This is a genomic window from Polymorphum gilvum SL003B-26A1 (assembly GCF_000192745.1).
Classification (GTDB): domain Bacteria; phylum Pseudomonadota; class Alphaproteobacteria; order Rhizobiales; family Stappiaceae; genus Polymorphum; species Polymorphum gilvum.
Genome location: NC_015259.1, coordinates 2,335,851 through 2,355,391 on the forward strand (window position 1 = coordinate 2,335,851; position 19,541 = coordinate 2,355,391).

Below are 19,541 nucleotides of genomic sequence, written 5' to 3' on the forward strand. Positions count from 1 at the left end.
ATAAAGGGAACGGAAAGGGAACATATTGTCGGATGGCGCCGCCGGTGCGCCCCGTCGCGTCCGATCGCTTTGTGGAAAAGCGCGGTGGGCGGGGAAAACACCCGGCACGGGCGGGTCATTGACGATAGGGTCGGCGAAACAACCGTCGGACGGGCCGCCTGGGCGTGTCCGGATCGAAGCAATGGACAAGGAGTGCGTGCGATGGCGGGAAGCGTCAACAAGGTCATTTTGGTCGGCAACCTCGGGGCCGACCCGGAAATCCGGCGCACCCAGGACGGTAAGCCGATCGCTAACCTGCGCATCGCGACCTCCGAATCCTGGCGCGACCGCAACACCGGCGAGCGGCGCGAGCGGACCGAATGGCACCGAGTGGTGATCTTCAACGAGGGCCTGTGCAAGATCGCCGAGCAGTATCTGCGCAAGGGCGCCAAGGTCTATATCGAAGGCCAGTTGCAGACCCGCAAGTGGCAGGACCAGAGCGGCCAGGACCGCTATTCGACCGAAGTCGTGCTGCAGGGCTTCAATTCGGCGCTGACCATGCTCGATGGCCGCGGCGAGGGCGGCGGCCAGGGCGCGATATCGGATTACGGCTCGTCCGGCAATGATGGCTACGGCGGCGGCTCGGGCGGATCGGGTGGCGGCTACGGCGGCGGATCGGGCGGCGGCTACGGCGGTGGGTCCGGCGGCGGCTATGGCGGCGGTGGACCGATGGACGACGAGATCCCGTTCTGAGGACGGGCGACGGCCAGACTCCGCTTCGCGCAGGAAAGCGATGGTGCGGAACGATGACAGCAACGTGAAGGCTGGTTCCTGCAATCGGAGCGTTGTTAACCGACGCCGGTTTCTTGATGTATTATCCTGTCCGTTCGGGCATTGGCGGGGGCGCGGACCGGGTTCCGGGTCCAGACAGGCAGGAACTCGCCACCGAGCGGCCCCGTCCGGGCCCTGTCCGGGTTAGCGGGCCGGTCGCAGGATTGCCCGCAGGACACGCCCGGCGCGGGCCGGGGACGGAACGACAGGCCAACGACAGGGCCAACGACAGGGCCAACGACAGGCCGGTGTGGCGCGGGCCGCCGCCGAGCGGAAGCAGTGAGGCAATCGAGGCAATGCGCAGCAACGGCATCTTTTCCAGACGATCCGAGATCCTGCCGGGCACAGCCGGTGCGCCTGTCAGGTGCGGCAAGACGCTTGCCCTGCTGCTCGCCGGCGCCGCGATGGTCAGCCTGACCGGGCCGGCCCAGGCCCAGTCGCTGCTCGACCGCCTGTTCAATCCGAAATACCAGCGCATGCAGGAACTGGAGCCGCAGGCCCGGCTCGACAAGCAGGCGGTTGCCGCCTTGCGCGTGTCGGCGCCGAAGTACTTCACCTATCAGCCAGATGCGCTGAAGACGGTATCATTGGCGGCGCTCGCGGAGGTCAAGACCGCCGCGGCGCCGGCCGGGGCGGGCGAGGTGCCGGCAACGCCGCTGTCGCCGTTCGACGTCGCGCGGCCGGCGCTGAAGGAGATCCGCCTGACGGTGCTGCCCGAGGTCGCCGAGGCCCTTGAGGCGCATTATCGCGAGAGCCCCGCGTTCTTGTGGGTGTCGGAGGACGCGCCGAACGCGCGGGCCGCTGCGGCGCGCCAGACACTGGCCGGTGCCGCCGCCTTCGGCCTCGATCCGTCCGACTATGCGGTCGGCCTGCCGGCGACCATCGGACTTGAGACCGATGCGCGGGCCAAGGCGCTGATGGACTTCGAGATGCGGCTGTCGGCGGCCGTGCTGACCTACATGCTGGACGCCGGGCGCGGCCGGGTCGATCCCAACCGCATCTCCGGCTACCACGACCTGCCGCGCCGGAAGATCGATCTCGTTGCCCAGATACATGGCTTGCAGGCTGCCGGGAACGTCGAGGCGTTCCTCGAAAGCCGGCAGCCGCAGGGCGAGCATTTCAAGGCCCTGGTCGCCGAACTCGCCGCGCTGCGTGGCGCCCAGGAGGGCGAGCGGATCCAGATCTCGCTGGCGACGCTGCTCAAGCCCGGCACCGACAGCGCGGAACTGGCGAACATCGTCGCCGCGATCCGCAAGAACGGCTCCGAGGCGCTTAAGGCCGATCACGCCGCGATCCTTTCCGCCTATGACGGCGGCACGCTCTACGGGCCGGAACTCGTCGATCTGGTCAAGGCGTTCCAGAAGGAAAACAGGCTGACCCCGGACGGGATCGTCGGCAAGGCGACCATCCGGGCGCTCGTCGGCGACAGCAACGCCGACAAGATCGCCAAGCTGGAACTGGCACTGGAGCGCAGCCGCTGGCTGCCCGAGGACCTCGGCTCCCGTCGCGTGTTCATCAACCAGCCCGCTTTCACCGCGACCTATGTCGAGTCCGGCAAGGCGCCGCTGGCGATGCGCGTCGTGGTCGGCACGAAGGCCAACCAGACCAGCTTCTTCTACGACCAGATCGAGACCGTGGAGTACAATCCCTACTGGGGCGTGCCCTATTCGATCATCGTCAACGAGAAGCTGCCCAAGCTCGCTGCCGATCCGGGCTATCTCGACAAGATCGGCTACGAGGTGACCACCGCGTCCGGCAAGCCGATCCCCTCGGCGTCGGTCGATTGGCACGCGGTCGCGACCAAGAAGCTGTCGGTCAACGTGCGCCAGCGCCCCGGTTCCGACAACGCGCTCGGCGAACTGAAGATCCTGTTTCCAAACAAGCACGCCATCTACATGCACGACACGCCGTCGAAGTCGCTGTTCAACAAGGACGTGCGGGCTTTCAGCCACGGCTGCGTGCGCCTGTCGGATCCGCGTGCCATGGCGGCCGCCGTGCTCGGCAAGTCGAAGGACTATGTCGCCTCGCGCATCGCCGGCGGCAAGAACGAGTCCGAAGACGTGACCGGTGTTATCCCGGTCTATGTCGCCTATTTCACGGCCTGGCCGGAAACCGACGGCACGATCGGCTACTATGGCGACGTCTACGACCGCGACATGTACCTGACCCGCGCCCTCGAGGCGACGCGCAAGACCCGCCTGCAGGCGCGCGGCTGACGGCGGCGGCCCCCCGGAGGGAGCCAGCTCAAGCTGCGGCCGTGCCGGACAGGATGCGGCACGCAGCTTGAGCCGGACAGGGATAGGCACTCGCATCCGTACCGCCCGCCCGGCCTGCGCCAGATCAAAAACTTCGGGGTGGAGCCGTGTACCATCAAGCGTCTGGAAAGTCGGACGCGTTGCGTCTATTTATATGTTCGAAAAATTGAAAATAAGGATTATCCGGATGGCTTCCGACGCAGCAGCGAGACTTGCAACAGTGCTGGCGGCGCTTGCATGGGCCGGCATCGGCCCGACGCTCGCCGAGACCTATGCAGTCGACGCGCGCAAGGTAACGGACACCAAGGCGGTGTATGCCACCGTCCAGGCAGCGGTCGAGGTGCCGGCGCGGGCACGCATCGGCGGCACCCTGGAGACCTTGTCCGTCGACGACGGCAGTGCCGTGACGCGCGGCGAGGTGGTCGCTCGCATCGTCGACGAGAAGCTGGCGCTGCAGCGACGCGCGCTCGATGCGCAGATTGCCGCCGCCAACTCGGAGGTCGCCAACGTCCAGCTCGAATACGACCGGGCGCGCCAGCTGTTCGAACGCGGCACGGTCGCGAGGTCGCGACTCGATCAGCTCGAGACGCAGCTGACGGTCGCCCGCAACACGCTCAAGGCCGCCGAGGCGCAGCGCGCGGTGCTGGAGCAGCAGGTCAGCGAAGGCGACGTGCTGGCGCCGGCCGGCGGGCGCGTGCTCAGCGTGCCGGTGACGGCCGGGTCCGTGGTCATGGCCGGCGAGGTGATCGCCACGGTCGCCATCGACGGCTATTTGCTGCGCATCGAGGTGCCCGAACGCCATGCGCGCTTCATGAAGACCGGCGATTCGGTCACGCTGGGGGCACGCGGGGGCGAGACGTCGACGGGCGAGATCGTCAAGATCTACCCGCAGATCCGGCAAGGCAGGGTGGTCGCCGACGCCAGGGTCGAGGGTCTCGGCGACTTCTTCGTCGGCGAACGGGTTCCCGTGTCGATCTCTGTCGGCGAGCGGCAGGCGCTGGTCATTCCGAGGAATTATGTCGACACCCGCTTCGGTCTCGATTTCGTCAGGGTCGAGCGCGACGGCGACGCGCCGCTCGAGGTGGTCGTCGAACTCGGCGCGCCGCATCCGCTCGACGGCGGCGACGGCAGCGACGGCGTCGAGGTGTTGAGCGGCCTGCATGCCGGCGACCGGCTGGTGCGGCCATGAGTCTCGGACTGTCCGGCCATCTGACGCGGGCGTTCATCGCCTCGCCGCTGACGCCGCTGCTGCTGTTCGCCGCGCTCGTGCTCGGCACGATCTCGCTCTTGACCCTGCCGCGCGAGGAGGAGCCGCAGATCTCCGTGCCCATGGTCGACATCCTGGTCAGGGCCGACGGACTGAAGGCGCCCGACGCGGTCAAGCTGGTGACCGAACCGCTGGAGACCATCGTCAAGGCGATCAACGGCGTCGAGCACGTCTACAGCCAGACCGTCGACGACCAGGTCATGGTCACCGCGCGCTTCTTCACCGGCACGAGTTCGGACGACGCGATCCTGCGCGTGCACGAGAAGATCCGCGCCAACATGGACCGCATCCCGTCCGGCATCGGCGAGCCGCTGGTCATCGGCCGCGGTATCGACGACGTCGCCATCGTCGTCGCGACGCTGACGCCGAAGCCGGAGGCGGCCGAGCGCTGGAGCGACAAGCAGCTTTATGCGCTGGCCGACGAACTGCGCACCGAACTGGCCCGCCTCGACGACGTCGGCCTGACCTATCTGGTCGGCGGCCGGCCGGAACAGATCCGCGTCGAACCGGATCCGGAGAAGCTGGCGCTGCACGGCGTCACCCTCGACCAACTGGTCGGGAAGCTGCAGGCGGCCAACCGCTCCTTCGTTGCCGGCGCAGTGCGGGACGGCGGACAGAACGTCGCCGTCGTCGCCGGCCAGACGCTGACCGGCATTCCGGACATCGGCCTGCTGCTGGTGACCACCCGCGACGGCAATCCGGTCTACGTCAAGGACGTGGCGGAGGTCGCCGTCGACGGCCGGCCGGTCGAGGCCCGCGTCTGGCACCTGCAGCGCCGGGACGGCGACACGGTGAGCCGGCTCCCGGCGGTTTCGGTCGCGCTCGCCAAGCGTGCCGGCGCCAACGCCGTGGTCATCGGCGAGGAGATCATGCACCACCTCGACGACCTGAAGGGACGGCTGATCCCCGACGGCATCGAGGTCCACATCACCCGAGACTACGGCGAGACGGCCAACGAGAAGGCCAACGAGCTGCTGTTCCACCTGGCTCTGGCGACCGTGTCGATCGTCCTGCTGGTCGGCGTCGCGATCGGCTGGCGCGACGGCGTGGTGGTGCTGATCGTCATCCCGACGACGATCCTGCTGACGCTGTTCGCCGCCCAGATGATGGGCTACACGATCAATCGGGTCAGCCTGTTCGCGCTGATCTTTGCCATCGGCATCCTGGTCGACGACGCCATTGTCGTCATCGAGAACATCTCGCGCCACTGGGCGATGAAGGACGGCCGCAGCCGGGTCCAGGCGGCGATCGAGGCGGTCGCCGAGGTCGGCAACCCGACCATCGTGGCGACGTTGACGGTGGTCGCGGCCTTGCTGCCGATGATGTTCGTGTCCGGCATGATGGGCCCCTACATGAGCCCGATCCCGGCGGTCGCCTCGGCGGCGATGCTGTTCTCATTCTTCGTCGCCGTGGTGCTGACGCCCTGGCTGATGCTGAAGACCGCCGGCAAGGCGCCTGTCCACGGCGGTCACGGCGAAGGCCATGGCGGCGACGCGGGCGGCCTGTTGGGGCGCCTCTATCGCGGTGCGGCGCGGCCGGTGCTGCGCTCGAAGGCGCGCAGCTGGGTGTTCCTGCTGCTGGTCGGGGTGGCAACGCTCGGCTCGATGGCGCTGATCTACACCAAGGACGTGACGGTCAAGCTGCTGCCCTTCGACAACAAGTCGGAGATCCAGGTGGTGTTCGACCTGCCCGAGGGCACGGTGCTGGAGGAGACCGACCGGATCCTCGACGAGGCCGGGCGCCGGCTGTTCGCCGTGCCCGAGATCGTCTCGATCCAGAGTCATGCGGGCACCTCTGCACCGTTCAATTTCAACGGCTTGGTGCGGCACTATTTCCTGCGCTCGGCGCAGGAGCAGGGCGACCTGGCGGTCAATCTGGCCGCTAAGGGCGAACGGGATCGGACCAGCCACGCGATCGCGCTCGAGTTGCGCACGCTGCTGGCCGACCTCGTCGTGCCCGAGGGCACGTCGATCAAGGTGGTCGAGGTGCCGCCCGGCCCGCCGGTGCTGTCGACGCTGCTCGCCGAGGTCTACGGACCGGATCCGGAAACCCGCCGAAAAGTCGCCGGAAAACTGCTGGAGATCTTCCAGGAAGTGCCGTTCATCGTCGACGCCGACGTCAGCCACGGCCAGCCGACCCGGCGCCTGCGTTTCGCCATCGATCAGGACAACCTCGAGTACCACGGCGTGTCGGAGGCGGACGTCTACAATACGATCCAGTCGCTGCTCGGCTCGACCACGGTCGGCTATTCCCATCGCGGCGAGGGCCGGCGGCCGGTCGAGATCGCCGTCGCGCTGCCCAAGGGCGAGCGGGTGGTCGGCGAACGGCTGCTGGCGACGCCGGTGCCGGCCAATGCGCTGCCGGGCAACCGGTCGGTGGTCGAACTCGGCGACGTGGTGCGCATCGAGGAGGAACAGGCGTCCTACCTGATCTTCCGCCACAACGCCCGGCCGGTGGAGATGGTGCTGGCGGATCTCGCTGGCGCATTCGAGGCGCCGGTCTACGGCATGCTGGCGGTGCAGGAGCGGATCGACGCCGCCGACTGGGGCGACCTCGACAAGCCGCAGGTGCTGCTGCACGGTCAGCCGGTCAGCGATGCGGCGACGGCGATCCTGTGGGACGGCGAATGGGAGGTGACCTGGGTGACCTTCCGCGACATGGGCGCCGCCTTCATGGTCGCCCTGCTCGGGATCTACTTCCTGGTCGTCGCCCAGTTCCGATCCTTCGCCCTGCCGCTGGTGATCCTGACGCCGGTGCCGCTGACGCTGATCGGCATCATGATCGGCCACTGGCTGTTCAAGGCGCCGTTCTCGGCGACCTCGATGATCGGCTTCATCGCGCTCGCTGGCATCATCGTGCGCAACTCGATCCTGCTGGTCGACTTCATTCGTCATGCCCGCACCGCCGAACGGTCGCTCAAGGACGTGCTGCTGGAGGCCGGCTCGATCCGCTTCAAGCCGATCCTGCTGACGGCGCTGGCGGCCATGATCGGCGCGGCGGTGATCCTGGCCGATCCGATCTTCCAGGGGCTCGCGATCTCGCTGCTGTTCGGCCTGGCGTCGTCGACGCTGCTCACCGTGCTGGTGATCCCGGCGATCTACGTCGTTCTGCGCGACGACGGCCGGCCGATGGCGTGAGGCGGAGTTGCACGGTCAGGAGGCGCGCAGGAAGGCCAGCACGCCATCGGCGATGAACTGTACCGACAAGGCGGCCAGAAGCACGCCGAGCAGGCGCGTGACGACGAGCTGGACCGTGTCGCCGAGCATGCGCTCGATCCTGTCGGCGAGCAGGAAGGCGAGCAGGCAACTGGCCAGGATGGTCAGGATAACGCCGGCAAGGCCGGCGTAGGCGACGTTGCCGGGCGCCTGGCCGGCAAGCAGGATGACGGCGCTGATCGCCGCCGGGCCGGCGATCAGCGGGATGGCCAGCGGGAAGATGGCGAGGTCGTGCAGGTCGGCGGGATGGTGATGCTCGACCGCCTGCTCGGCGGCCGCCTCCTTGCGCTTGCGGCGCTTGTCGAACACCATCTCGACGGCGATCAGGAACAGCAAGATGCCGCCGGCGACGCGGAACGCCGGCACCGAGATGCCCAGCACCGTCAGGACCGACTGGCCGGCGACCAGGAAGACGAACAGGATGGCGCCGGCGATCAGCGTCGCGCGGATCGCGATGCGCTTGCGATCGGCGGCGGAAACGCCCGCGGTCAGTGCGAGAAACATCGGCGCGAGGCCGACCGGATCGATGGTGACGAACAGCATGGCGAAGGCGTTGATGATGTAGTCGGCCATGCGGTGCGCCCCCTTTTTCAGTGCCTTGAGCCGCAGATATAGCAGACCGGCCGTCCGCCCTGCCGCCTTTTGGCCCGAATCTTTTCATAGGCCTGTGAACAATCGATGTAAGCCTTTGAAATAAAATAGGAAAAATACCCAGCCCGGGACGCGCGCGATTTGGCCCCCACCGTGGAATCGGCTATAAGCGGGGCAGCGAAAACGAAGCATAAGAGACCCATCCTTGGCCGACCAGGATTCCAGCGTATCGGGCGGCGGACTGCCCTCCGACATCCGCCCCGTTTCGATCACCGACGAGATGAAGCGCAGCTATCTCGATTACGCCATGAGCGTGATCGTGAGCCGTGCGCTGCCCGATGTGCGGGACGGGCTGAAGCCGGTGCATCGGCGCATCCTCTACTCGATGCACGAAAACGGCTACGAGTGGAACAAGCCCTATCGCAAGTCCGCCCGCGTGGTCGGCGACGTCATGGGTAAGTATCACCCGCACGGCGACAGCGCGATCTACGACGCCCTCGTGCGCATGGCGCAGAACTTCTCGCTGCGCCTGCCGCTGATCGACGGCCAGGGCAACTTCGGCTCGGTCGACGGCGACCCGGCGGCGGCCATGCGCTACACCGAGTGCCGCCTGCAGAAGGTGGCGCACAAGCTGCTCGACGACATCGACAAGGACACGGTCGATTTCCAGGACAACTACGACAACTCCGAAAGCGAGCCCGTCGTCCTGCCGGCCAAGTTCCCGAACCTGCTGGTCAACGGCGCCGGCGGCATTGCCGTCGGCATGGCGACCAACATCCCGCCGCACAATCTCGGTGAGGTGATCGACGCGGCCATCGCCATGATGGAAAACCCGGCGATGACCCTCAACGAGCTGTTGGAGATCATCCCGGGTCCGGATTTCCCGACCGGCGGCATCATCCTCGGCCGTTCCGGCATCCGCTCGGCCTACGAGACCGGCCGCGGCTCCGTCGTCATGCGCGGCAAGGTCGAGGTCGAGGAGATCCGCGCCGGCCGGGAGGCGCTGATCGTCAGCGAGATCCCCTATCAGGTCAACAAGGCGACGATGATCGAGAAGATCGCCGAACTGGTGCGCGAGAAACGCATCGAGGGCATCTCCGACATCCGCGACGAGAGCGACCGGCTCGGCATGCGCGTCGTCATCGAGCTGAAGAAGGACGCCGTCGCCGACGTCATCCTGAACCAGCTGTACCGGTTCTCGGCCCTGCAGACGAGCTTCGGCTGCAACATGGTGGCGCTGAACGGCGGCCGACCGGAACAGATGCTGCTGTCGGACATGCTGAAGGCCTTCATCGCTTTCCGCGAGGAGGTGATCGGCCGGCGCACGCGCTTCCTGCTCGCCAAGGCGCGCGACCGCGCCCATGTCCTGGTCGGCCTCGCCATCGCGGTCGCCAACATCGACGAGGTCATCCACCTGATCCGCACCGCGCCGGATCCGGCCACCGCGCGTGCCCAGCTGATGCAGCGCAACTGGCCGGCGATGGACGTCGCGCCGCTGATCCTCCTGATCGACGATCCGCGCCACACGGTCAACGAGGACGGCACCTACCGGCTGTCCGAGGAACAGGCGCGCGCCATTCTCGACCTGCGCCTGCAGCGGCTGACCGCGCTCGGCCGCGACGAGATCGGCGACGAACTGAACAAGCTCGGCGAGGAGATCGCCGACTACCTGGAAATCCTGCGCTCGCGCCCCCGCATCCAGCAGATCATCCGCGAGGAACTGCTGGAGATCCGCAACGAATTCGCCACCCCGCGCAAGACCGAGATCGTCGAGGGCGGAGCGGACCTGGAGGACGAGGACCTCATCCAGCGCGAGGACATGGTGGTGACGGTCAGCCACACCGGCTACATCAAGCGGGTGCCGCTGGCGACCTACCGGGCGCAGCGGCGCGGCGGCAAGGGCCGCTCCGGCATGGCGACCAAGGACGAGGATTTCGTCACCCGCCTGTTCGTCGCCAATACCCATACGCCGGTGCTGTTCTTCTCCTCGCGCGGCATCGTCTACAAGATGAAGGTGTGGCGCCTGCCGCTCGGCGGCCCGACCTCGCGCGGCAAGGCGCTGGTCAACCTGCTGCCGCTGGAAGCGGGCGAGCAGATCTCCTCGATCATGCCGCTGCCGGAGAACGAGGACAGCTGGGCCGACCTCGATGTCATGTTCGCCACTACCCGCGGCACGGTCCGGCGCAACAAGCTGTCCGACTTCACCCAGGTCAACCGCAACGGCAAGATCGCCATGAAGCTCGACGAGGGCGATGGCATCATCGGCGTCTACACCTGCACGGAAAACGACGACGTGCTGCTGACTACGGCCGCCGGCCAGTGCATCCGCTTCCCGGTCACGGACGTTCGCGTCTTCGCCGGACGCAATTCGGTCGGCGTGCGCGGCATCAATCTGGCCGAGGACGATCATCTCATCTCCATGTCGATCCTGCGTCACTTCGAGGCGGATGCCGAGGAGCGGGTGACCTACCTGAAGCGCCGCCGCCTGATGCGGGGCGAGACCGAAGACGCCGGCGTGGAGGACGAGGCGGAAGAGGCGGGTGCAGAAGGCCATCTGAGCCTGGAGCGCTACGCCGAAATGAGCGCGGCGGAGCAGATCATCCTGACCGTGTCGGAAAACGGCTACGGCAAGCGCACCTCGTCCTTCGAGTACCGGGTCACCGGTCGCGGCGGCAAGGGCATCACCGCCATGGCCGTGACCAGGCGCAACGGCCCGCTGGTCGCCGCGTTCCCGGTCGAGGACAGCGACCAGATCATGCTGGTCACCGACGGCGGCCAGCTGATTCGCTGTCCGGTCGACGGAATCCGCGTCGCCGGACGCGCGACCCAGGGCGTCATCGTGTTCAACACGGCCGAGGACGAGAAGGTCGTGGCCGTGGAGCGCGTCAGCGAGGACGAGGACGGCGACACGGGAGCCGAAAGCGAAAACGGCGGCGAAGCCTGAGGGCTTCGGACCGCCGTTGTCGGTCAGCCGGCGCGATCCGCGCCGGAAAAGGGGCCTGAAACAGGTGGTTGAACCAGAGGCCTAGCCGTTCGCCGGAAGGCGCATCAGGACCGAAACGTTCTCGCCGGCCGGGCGCTGCTCGACCGTCACGGTTCCGACAGGCCGCAACGAGGTGTTGCCGGTCAGGGCGGCGAGGCAGTCGGGCGACCACGCGCCCCAAGCCTGTCCGGAGCAGCTTGCCGGAAGAGCGCCGTCGAGGCGGTTGGCCTTGGCCGCCGCGTCGCCGGCCGAGGCCGAGGGCGGGAAGGCCAGAGCCGCGGAGGCGATGACAGCGAGGATGGCGGCGGCGAAGGCGGCCGAGATCCAGACCAGACGGTTGAACTCGGAGCGGCTCTGCCCGTCGGTCCGTGCGGCGCCAAGGCCGATGGTCTCGAAAGTGGTCATTGTCGTGTCTCCCTGCCTGGGTTGTCAGGCTTGCCCCTGCAGAAGGCCATGAACAGCGTCCGGACGCCGTGATGCTCGTCACAATAACGCGGGATCGGGACGCAGGTTCCGCGCCGGATTCACTTCCGGCGCGACCTGGCGCTTATTCGCTTGGTCGAAGACGAAGCTTGCGCAGATCTTGCGTAAATCTCGGCGGGGCGAGGGAGGTGGTCAGATCGAGGGCGAAGTCGCGTCGTCAGCCGGGGACGATGGATGCAATCCGGTTTCGACAGGCGCGGATACGCCTGCCGCGGACGGCGCGAAGCGGCAAGCCTCGTCCTCGTCTCGGAACACGAGGTCGCCGCAGCCGTCCGGGTCGGGCGCGGCCGCATGCGCGCTGGCGGGCACCGGGAGGGCGGGATGGAGGGCCTCGAGATGGACCGTGGCGAGCCCGGTCAGCAGAGCAAAGGCTGCGCATCCGCCGAGCCAGGCGCCGACCGGCAACAGGTCGGAGAGGGATCCGGGTCGTTTCATCATGGGCGGGACATGGCGTCTGGGGTGCCCCTTGTCCATGGCCTGGCGGTAAACGATGCGTCAGGCGCCGGTGAACGGGCGTCGGATGGACGCCGAAGGTGGCGGCGGTTCCGCAGGGGCGGGCGGGGCATCCGCGCTTGTGGGCAGCAACGTTGCGGGGTATGGAGAAATTCATGATCCGAACCGCGCTCTATCCGGGGTCCTTCGACCCCGTCACAAACGGTCATCTCGACATCCTGCACCAGTCCCTGGCCCTGGCGGACCGGGTCGTGGTGGCGATCGGCATCCATCCGGGAAAGTCGCCGATGTTCGGCTTCGAGGAAAGGGTCGAGATGATCCACGCCTCGGCACGCGATGCCTTCGGCGAGGCCGATTCGGAGCGCATTTCCGTGATCTCGTTCGACAACCTGGTCGTCGAGACGGCGCGGCGGCTCGGCGCGCGTTATCTGGTGCGCGGCCTGCGCGACGGCACTGATCTCGACTACGAGATGCAGATGGCGGGCATGAACGCGACGCTTGCCCCCGACATCCGCACCGTGTTCATGCCGGCCTCGCCGGAGGTCCGCCACATCACCGCCACGCTCGTGCGCCAGATCGCCAAGATGGGCGGCGACATCACCGCCTTCGTGCCCGGCCCGGTCGCCGGGCGCCTGAAAGCCAGGGCGCAGGGTCTGGAGTGAGCGCCCAGGCGCGTGCGACCAGCCCGACCGCCCGTTACAAGGAGACGATCGTGTCCCGACTACTTGCAGTGCTTGCGTTGATTGTGCCGGTCTTGCTGCTGCCGGCCGCCGGCCAGGCGCAGACCCTCGACCCGGAAAACACCCTCTACATGGATCTCAAGGACGGTCGCGTCACCATCCGCCTGCGCCCGGATCTCGCTCCGGCCCACGTCGAGCGGATCAAGATGCTGACCCGCAAGGGGTTCTACGACGGGCTGACCTTCCACCGCGTCATCGACGGCTTCATGGCCCAGACCGGCGATCCGACAGGCACCGGCATGGGCGGCTCGGAGGAACCGGACCTGAAGGCGGAATTCTCGCCGCGGCCGTTCGAGCGCGGCGTGCTCGGCATGGCGCGGGCGCAGAGCCCGGACAGCGCCAACTCGCAGTTCTTCATCATGTTCGCCGCCGCGCCCTGGCTGACCCGGAACTACACGGTGTGGGGCGAAGTGGTCGACGGCATGGAGTTCATCGACATGATCGCCAAGGGCGAGCCGCCGGCGAACCCGGACAGGATCCTCAAGATGCAGGTCGCCGCCGACGCCGGCTGACGGCCCTTTCGCAAGGACGGGCTCAGGCCCGCAGGCAAGACAGAAGTGGAGAGACAAGTGGCTGACGACAACAACGGCGAAAACACGCTGCTGATGGAAACGACGCAGGGTCCGGTGGTGATCGAGATGCGTCCCGACCTGGCCCCCAACCATGTCGCACGGATCAAGGAACTGGTGCGCGACGGCTTCTACGACGGCATTGTCTTCCACCGCGTGATCGACGGCTTCATGGCCCAGACCGGCTGCCCGCACGGTACGGGCACCGGCGGCTCGGGCAAGAAGCTGCGCGCCGAGTTCACCCAGGAGAAGCACAAGCGCGGCACCTGCTCGATGGCGCGCGCCATGGACCCGAACTCGGGCGACAGCCAGTTCTTTATCTGCTTCGCCGACGCGCCCTGGCTCGACGGCCAGTACACGGTCTGGGGTGAGGTGATCGAGGGCATGGACAACGTCGACAAGATCAAGCGCGGCGAGCCGGTGCGCGATCCGGACAAGATCTTGTCGGTGAAGGTCGCGGCAGACGCCTGACATGACCGGTGCACCGGCAATCCGGCATCCGGTGCTGAGAGTTGCGAGGGCAGCAAGGAACCTTGCTGCCCTCGAACATTTCTACTGCGAGGCTGCGGGGCTTTCCGTTCTGTCCCGGTTTGCCGGGAATGCGGGGTACAGCGGTCTGATTGCAGGCGCCAGCCATGCCCCCTGGCACCTTGCCTTGTTCGTGCGTGACGGACTGACGGTGCCGCGCTGCACGGACCGTGAAAGCCTGCTCGTGCTGTATCTTCCTGAACGGGCCGTTTGGCGCGCCAGCGTTGACCGGATGCGGGCAAGCGGCTATCAGCCAGTGCCGTCGGAAAATCCCTACTGGGCCGAAGCGGGCATGACATTCGAGGACCCCGACGGGCACCGGCTGGTGTTCCAGAACCGCAGCTGGAACCTCTGACCGTCACGCCGCATCCCCTGGACAGGCATTCGTATCCCAGGATCCCGCACCCATGCGCGTTGACGTTTTCGACTTCGATCTGCCGCCCGAGCGGATCGCGCTGCGCCCGGCGCGGCCGCGCGATGCCGCGCGTCTGCTGGTCGTGCGACCCGGCCAGAGCCCTGAACTCGCCGACTGCGGCGTGCGCGACCTAGCCCGCGAACTGGAGCCCGGTGACGCGCTGGTGTTCAACGACACGCGCGTGATCCCGGCCCAGTTGGAGGGCACGCGCACGCGCGGCGAGGCGGTCGCCGGGATCGGCGCGACGCTGCATCTGCGCGCCGGCGCCGACCGCTGGTGGGCCTTCGTGCGGCCGGCCAAGAAGCTTGCCGTCGGCGACCGGGTACGCTTCGGCGGCGAGGGCAGGGCGTGCCTGCTCGGCACGCTCGACGCCACCGTCGCCGACAAGCGCGACAGCGGCGAGGTGCTCCTGGCCTTCGACCTCGCCGGCCCCGACCTCGACCAGGCGATCGCCGCCGTGGGCCACATTCCGCTGCCGCCCTATATCGCGGCTCGGCGCGGCGAGGACGAGCAGGATCGCTCCGACTACCAGACTATGTTCGCCGACAAGGACGGCGCCGTCGCCGCACCGACTGCCGGCCTGCATTTCACGCCCGCGCTGATCGAGGCGCTGGACGCGCGCGGCATCGAGCGCCACACCGTGACGCTGCATGTCGGCGCCGGCACCTTCCTGCCGGTCAAGGCTGAGGACACCGCCGACCACCGAATGCATGCGGAATGGGGCAAGGTGAGTGCCGCGACGGCGGCTGCGCTCAAGGCGGTGCGCGCGCGCGGCAACCGGGTCGTGGCCGTCGGCACCACGTCGCTGCGCATCCTGGAAAGCGCGGCGCAGGGCGCAGACGGGCTGACGGCCTTTTCCGGCGAGACCTCGATCTTCATCACGCCCGGCTACCGGTTTCGCGCCGTGGATGTCCTGATGACCAATTTTCACCTGCCGCGCTCGACCCTGTTCATGCTCGTTTCCGCCTTTTCCGGCTTGCAGACGATGCGCCGCGCCTATGCCCACGCGATCGCGAGCGGCTACCGGTTCTACAGCTACGGCGACGCCTGCCTGCTGTTTCCCGCGCCGCAGCCCGACCCGGATGCCTGACATGACCGCCAAGCCGTTCTCCTTCCGCCTGATCGCAACCGACGGCGCCGCCCGGCGCGGCGAGATCGAGACGCCGCACGGGCTGGTGCGCACACCGGCCTTCATGCCGGTCGGCACCCAGGCGACGGTCAAGGCGATGTATCCGGACCAGGTTCGCGCGCTCGGCTCCGACGTGGTGCTCGGCAACACCTATCACCTGATGCTGCGCCCGACCGCCGAGCGGGTGGCGCGGCTCGGCGGGTTGCACAGATTCATGAACTGGCCGCACACGATCCTGACCGATTCGGGCGGCTTCCAGGTCATGTCGCTGGCCCAGCTCAGGAAGCTGGACGAGACCGGCGTCCGCTTCCAGAGCCACATCGACGGCCAGAAATACCACCTGACGCCGGAACGCTCGATCGAGATCCAGGGCCTGCTCGGCTCCGACATCCAGATGCAGCTCGATGAGTGCATCGGCCTGCCGGCCCCGCGCGAGGAGGCGCAGCGGGCGATGGAGCTGTCGCTTCGCTGGGCCGAGCGCTCGCGGGCGCAGTTTGAGGCCATGGGCGGGCCGGCCAAGGGGCAGGGGCTCTACGGCATCGTCCAGGGCGGCGACGTGGCGGAGCTGCGCATCGCGTCGGCGCGCGCTCTGGCCGACATGCCCTTCGAGGGCTATTCGGTCGGCGGCCTGGCGGTCGGCGAGCCGCAGGACGTGATGCTGAAGATGCTTGAGATCACCACGCCGGCGATGCCGGTGGACAAGCCGCGCTACCTGATGGGCGTGGGCACGCCGGAGGACATCCTGGAGAGCGTTACACGCGGCATCGACCAGTTCGACTGCGTGATGCCGACCCGCGCCGGGCGCCACGGCCTCGCCTATACCCGCTACGGCAAGGTCAACCTGAAGAACGCCCGCCACGCCGACGATCCGCGACCGCTCGACGAGACCTCCGACTGCCCGGCGGCGCGCGACTACAGCCGCGCCTACCTGCATCACCTGGTCAAGGCCGGCGAGGGCCTGGCGGCCATGCTGCTGACCTGGAACAACCTCGCCTACTACCAGCATCTCATGCAGGGCATGCGCGACGCCATCGAGGCCGGGACGTTCCAGGACTTCCGCGCCGCCGTGAAGGCCGACTGGGTGCGCGGCGACATCGCCCCGCTCGGCTGATCGACGGGCCCGCTTCAGGCTGGATCAGCTTGCATCGGGCCGCATTCAGGTCTGGAACCCCTTGTCCTTGCGCAGGATGCAGCCGGAGATGCGCCAGACGCCGTCGTCCTGGCGGGCGAAGGAGTAGAGCGCGAGCCAGGCCTCGCCGTCGGGTCCGACCACAAACACCTCCTGCACCGGCCCGTGCGGCGTCATGCGCGCGCGGCCGAAGCTGACGCTTTTCGGCCGGTAGACCGGCATGTAGCCCTGCCTGACCATGGCCATGAAGATCTCGGGCGTGTGGAACTCCCGCTGCAGGCCCGGGGTGGCCAAGGCATAGGCTCCGGCCGCGTCGTTGCGGCGGAAGGCGGCCATCTGGTCCTGGACGATGCGGCGGAACGCGGCGCCGTCGATCGTCTCGCTCTCGGCGGCGACGGCCGCCGGCATCGTCAGGGCGCCAAGCGCGCCGAACGCCACCCACACGAACACAAAGGCCGCAAACCGCATGGTCCGTCTCCTTCATTGCTGCACAGAGCAGTATACGCGCGATTCGACGGTCGGAATCGGCCGTCGACGATCACTTCTTGCCGATCAAAGACGCCAGAGGGTTACGCCATCAGGCTTAAGCGATCTGTCAAGAATAGCGGGCAGGTCGGCGACGAGACCGGCACCGTCTGCGAGCAGGCGGCGGACCAGAGGCCAGGCATCGCCGCCGGCCAGGAAGGCGTCGTGCGGCACGGCCAGCACGACCGCGTCGGCGCCGGCAAGGTCGTTCTCGCCCGACAGGTCGAGGCCGTATTCCGCCCGGGTCTCGCGGGCGTCGGCGAGCGGATCGAAGACCTTCACCTCGGCGCCGAACTCGGCCAGTTCGCGGACGAGGTCGACGACCTTGGAATTGCGGATGTCCGGCACGTTCGCCTTGTAGGTGACGCCGAGCACGGCGATCTTCGGCGGCATCCGGCGCCCGAGGCGCACGCAGGCCTGGATAACCTTGCCGGCGACGAAGGCGGGCATCGCCTCGTTGGTACCGCGTCCGGCCAGGATCACCTGCGGTGTCAGCCCGATCTCGTGGGCCTTGTGGGTCAGGTAGTAGGGATCGACGCCGATGCAGTGGCCGCCGACGAGACCAGGCTGGAACGGCAGGAAGTTCCATTTCGTGGCGGCGCCGGCGAGGACGTCGCGGGTATCGATGCCCATGGCATGGAACAGGATCGACAGCTCGTTCATCAGCGCGATGTTGAGGTCGCGCTGGGTGTTCTCGATCACCTTGGCGGCCTCGGCGACGCGGATCGACGGCGCCCGGTGGATGCCGGCCGTGACGACCGAGCCATAGAGGGCGCAAAGCCGGTCGCAGGCGGCGTCCGTGCTCGCCGAGACGATCTTGGTGATGTCGGAGAACCCCCGGGTGGTGTCGCCCGGGTTGATACGCTCGGGCGAGTAGCCGACGAAGAAGCCCTCGTTCAGGCGCAGCCCGGATTCGGCCTCCAGGACAGGCACGGCGACCTCCTCGGTGGCGCCGGGATAGACGGTCGACTCGAACACGACGATGGCGCCGGGCTTCATCGCCCGGCCGGCGTTGCGCGCCGCGGCGACGAAGGGGGTGAGATCGGGCCGCTTCGCCCGGTCGACCGGCGTCGGCACCGCGACGATGATGACATCGGCGTCGGCAAGGGCGGTTTCGACGCTCGTCAGGGCAAGGCCGGGCAGGCGCAGGGCCTCGGCCGGCACCGATCCGGTGCGGTCGTGGCCGCGCTCAAGCTCTCCGAGGCGCGCCGCATCTATGTCGAAGCCTGTGACGCGATAGCCGGCCGCGGCGAAGGCGCAGGCGACCGGCAGGCCGACATAGCCGAGGCCGACGACGGCGATCCTGTCCCCGGTTGGCCTGGCGCCTGGTGCTGCCGCTGTCATGAGGCTGTCCCGCTGCGAGCCGGTCGGCGCATCCGCGCGACCGGAAAGGAAAAGACCGGCCCGGATCGTGCCGGGACCGGCCTTGTCTTAGTGGCTGGACGCGCCCGGATGCAAGAGCGATCGCGGCGCGGGCAGAGCCTATTCGGCGGCCTTGGGCAGGCCGGTCAGGTCGCTCAGATGCGGCATCAGTTCGGCCGCAAGCTCCGGCTGTTCCAGGGCGAAGGCGATGTTCGCGCACAGGAAGCCGACCTTGGAGCCGCAGTCGTAGCTGCGCCCCTCGAACTGCACCGACGTGAAGGTCTGCGTCTGCATCAGCGTCTTCATGCTGTCGGTGAGCTGGATCTCGCCGCCGGCACCCGTTTCCTGGCGCGACAGCAGGTCGAAGATCTGCGGCTGCAGGATGTAGCGGCCGGTGATCATCAGGTTGCTCGGCGCCGTGCCGGGAGCAGGCTTCTCGACCATGCCGGTGATGGTCATCGCCCGGCTGCGCGGTCCCTCGGCCAGCTTGACGATGCCGTACTGGTGCGTCTGGTCCTCGGGCACCTCCTCGACCGCGATGACGTTGCCGCCGCGCTCCCGATAGACGTCGACCATTTGCGCGAGGCAGCCCTTCTCCGCCTTGACGATGACGTCCGGCAGCAGGATGGCGAAGGGCTCGTCGCCGATGATGTCGCGGGCGCACCAGATGGCGTGGCCAAGGCCGAGCGGCTCCTGCTGGCGGGTGAAGCTGGTCGTACCCGGATGGGGACGGATCTTGTCCAGGAGGTCGAGCGCCGCCGTCTTGGAGCGGGCGCGCAGCGTGTCCTCCAGTTCGTAGGCGATGTCGAAATGGTCCTCGATGACGTGCTTGTTGCGGCCGGTGACGAAGACGATGTGCTCGATGCCGGCCGCGCGCGCCTCGTCGACCACGTACTGGATGATCGGCCGGTCGACGATGGTCAGCATTTCCTTGGGCACGGCCTTGGTGGCCGGCAGAAAGCGCGTTCCAAGGCCTGCAACGGGCAGGACAGCCTTGCGAATGGGTCTCATCATCAAAAATATCTCCTGAAATCGGCGCCGGGCGCCCCGGGTCAACTCCCGGAAGGAGGGGGAGTTCCGCAGGGGG

At 67.8% G+C, this 19,541-nt stretch carries 17 protein-coding genes; 11 read left to right on the top strand and 6 right to left on the bottom strand.

All coding sequences use genetic code 11. The features are described from left to right. The first annotated feature begins 201 nt into the window (after nucleotides 1–201). From SL003B_RS11190 to SL003B_RS11205, 4 genes are all read left to right on the top strand, one after another. Nucleotides 202–732, top strand: a complete 531-nt coding sequence (locus SL003B_RS11190) for a single-stranded DNA-binding protein (protein ID WP_013652956.1) — start codon at nucleotides 202–204, stop codon at nucleotides 730–732. Nucleotides 733–1,106: 374 nt separating this feature from the next. Further along, on the top strand, nucleotides 1,107–3,026 hold the full coding sequence (locus SL003B_RS11195; protein ID WP_013652957.1) for a L,D-transpeptidase family protein: 1,920 nt from the start codon (nucleotides 1,107–1,109) through the stop codon (nucleotides 3,024–3,026). A 226-nt stretch (nucleotides 3,027–3,252) separates the two neighbouring features. Beyond that, entirely contained in the window at nucleotides 3,253–4,254 is a 1,002-nt protein-coding gene (locus tag SL003B_RS11200; protein WP_041375498.1) for an efflux RND transporter periplasmic adaptor subunit, read from the top strand. Next, nucleotides 4,251–7,469: an efflux RND transporter permease subunit gene (locus tag SL003B_RS11205; RefSeq protein ID WP_013652959.1), complete on the top strand. Its 3,219-nt coding sequence runs from the start codon at nucleotides 4,251–4,253 to the stop codon at nucleotides 7,467–7,469. Before SL003B_RS11200 ends, SL003B_RS11205 begins: the two co-directional genes overlap by 4 nt. Before the next feature lie 15 nt (nucleotides 7,470–7,484). Here SL003B_RS11205 and SL003B_RS11210 read toward each other — a convergent pair whose 3' ends face one another. Next, nucleotides 7,485–8,120: a MarC family protein gene (locus tag SL003B_RS11210; protein ID WP_013652960.1), complete on the bottom strand. Its 636-nt coding sequence runs from the start codon at nucleotides 8,118–8,120 to the stop codon at nucleotides 7,485–7,487. 223 nt (nucleotides 8,121–8,343) lie between these two features. On the opposite strand from SL003B_RS11210, the gene gyrA reads away from it, so the two are divergent. Continuing rightward, entirely contained in the window at nucleotides 8,344–11,082 is a 2,739-nt protein-coding gene (gyrA, locus tag SL003B_RS11215; protein ID WP_013652961.1) for a DNA gyrase subunit A, read from the top strand. 81 nt (nucleotides 11,083–11,163) lie between these two features. On the opposite strand, the gene SL003B_RS22315 is transcribed toward gyrA, so the two are convergent. Both SL003B_RS22315 and SL003B_RS11225 read right to left on the bottom strand, forming a co-directional pair. Then, nucleotides 11,164–11,526 carry a hypothetical protein gene (locus SL003B_RS22315; RefSeq protein WP_013652962.1) on the bottom strand — a complete coding sequence of 121 codons (363 nt, stop codon included), beginning with the start codon at nucleotides 11,524–11,526 and terminating at the stop codon, nucleotides 11,164–11,166. Nucleotides 11,527–11,736: 210 nt separating this feature from the next. Next, entirely contained in the window at nucleotides 11,737–12,078 is a 342-nt protein-coding gene (locus SL003B_RS11225; protein WP_148259291.1) for a hypothetical protein, read from the bottom strand. A gap of 134 nt (nucleotides 12,079–12,212) precedes the next feature. Here SL003B_RS11225 and coaD point away from each other — a divergent pair, with 134 nt between their 5' ends. The 6 genes from coaD to tgt all read left to right on the top strand — a co-directional run bounded on the left by coaD (nucleotide 12,213) and on the right by tgt (nucleotide 16,549). Beyond that, nucleotides 12,213–12,719 (top strand): pantetheine-phosphate adenylyltransferase, encoded by a 507-nt coding sequence (coaD, locus tag SL003B_RS11230; RefSeq protein WP_013652964.1) that lies wholly within the window; start codon nucleotides 12,213–12,215, stop codon nucleotides 12,717–12,719. Between the two features lie 149 nt (nucleotides 12,720–12,868). Then, nucleotides 12,869–13,309, top strand: coding sequence for a peptidylprolyl isomerase (locus tag SL003B_RS11235; protein WP_148259439.1), 441 nt, complete (start codon nucleotides 12,869–12,871; stop codon nucleotides 13,307–13,309). Nucleotides 13,310–13,366: 57 nt separating this feature from the next. Beyond that, the gene (locus tag SL003B_RS11240) at nucleotides 13,367–13,837 is read left to right on the top strand and encodes a peptidylprolyl isomerase (protein WP_013652966.1); all 471 of its coding nucleotides are present in this window, start codon (nucleotides 13,367–13,369) and stop codon (nucleotides 13,835–13,837) included. Between the two features lies 1 nt (nucleotide 13,838). Continuing rightward, complete coding sequence (locus SL003B_RS23360; protein WP_041375499.1) at nucleotides 13,839–14,249, top strand: VOC family protein; 411 nt, start codon at nucleotides 13,839–13,841, stop codon at nucleotides 14,247–14,249. Nucleotides 14,250–14,301: 52 nt separating this feature from the next. Continuing rightward, a complete protein-coding gene (gene queA, locus SL003B_RS11250) occupies nucleotides 14,302–15,399 on the top strand; it encodes a tRNA preQ1(34) S-adenosylmethionine ribosyltransferase-isomerase QueA (protein ID WP_013652968.1) in 1,098 nt (365 codons plus the stop codon). 1 nt (nucleotide 15,400) lies between these two features. Next, a complete protein-coding gene (gene tgt, locus SL003B_RS11255; RefSeq protein WP_013652969.1) occupies nucleotides 15,401–16,549 on the top strand; it encodes a tRNA guanosine(34) transglycosylase Tgt in 1,149 nt (382 codons plus the stop codon). A gap of 45 nt (nucleotides 16,550–16,594) precedes the next feature. On the opposite strand, the gene SL003B_RS11260 is transcribed toward tgt, so the two are convergent. The 3 genes from SL003B_RS11260 to galU form a co-directional block, all read right to left on the bottom strand. After that, nucleotides 16,595–17,035, bottom strand: coding sequence for a DUF4864 domain-containing protein (locus SL003B_RS11260; RefSeq protein ID WP_013652970.1), 441 nt, complete (start codon nucleotides 17,033–17,035; stop codon nucleotides 16,595–16,597). Between the two features lie 84 nt (nucleotides 17,036–17,119). Beyond that, nucleotides 17,120–18,436, bottom strand: a complete 1,317-nt coding sequence (locus tag SL003B_RS11265) for a nucleotide sugar dehydrogenase (protein WP_013652971.1) — start codon at nucleotides 18,434–18,436, stop codon at nucleotides 17,120–17,122. 138 nt (nucleotides 18,437–18,574) lie between these two features. After that, on the bottom strand, nucleotides 18,575–19,468 hold the full coding sequence (gene galU / locus SL003B_RS11270) for a UTP--glucose-1-phosphate uridylyltransferase GalU (RefSeq protein WP_013652972.1): 894 nt from the start codon (nucleotides 19,466–19,468) through the stop codon (nucleotides 18,575–18,577). Nucleotides 19,469–19,541 lie beyond the last annotated feature (73 nt).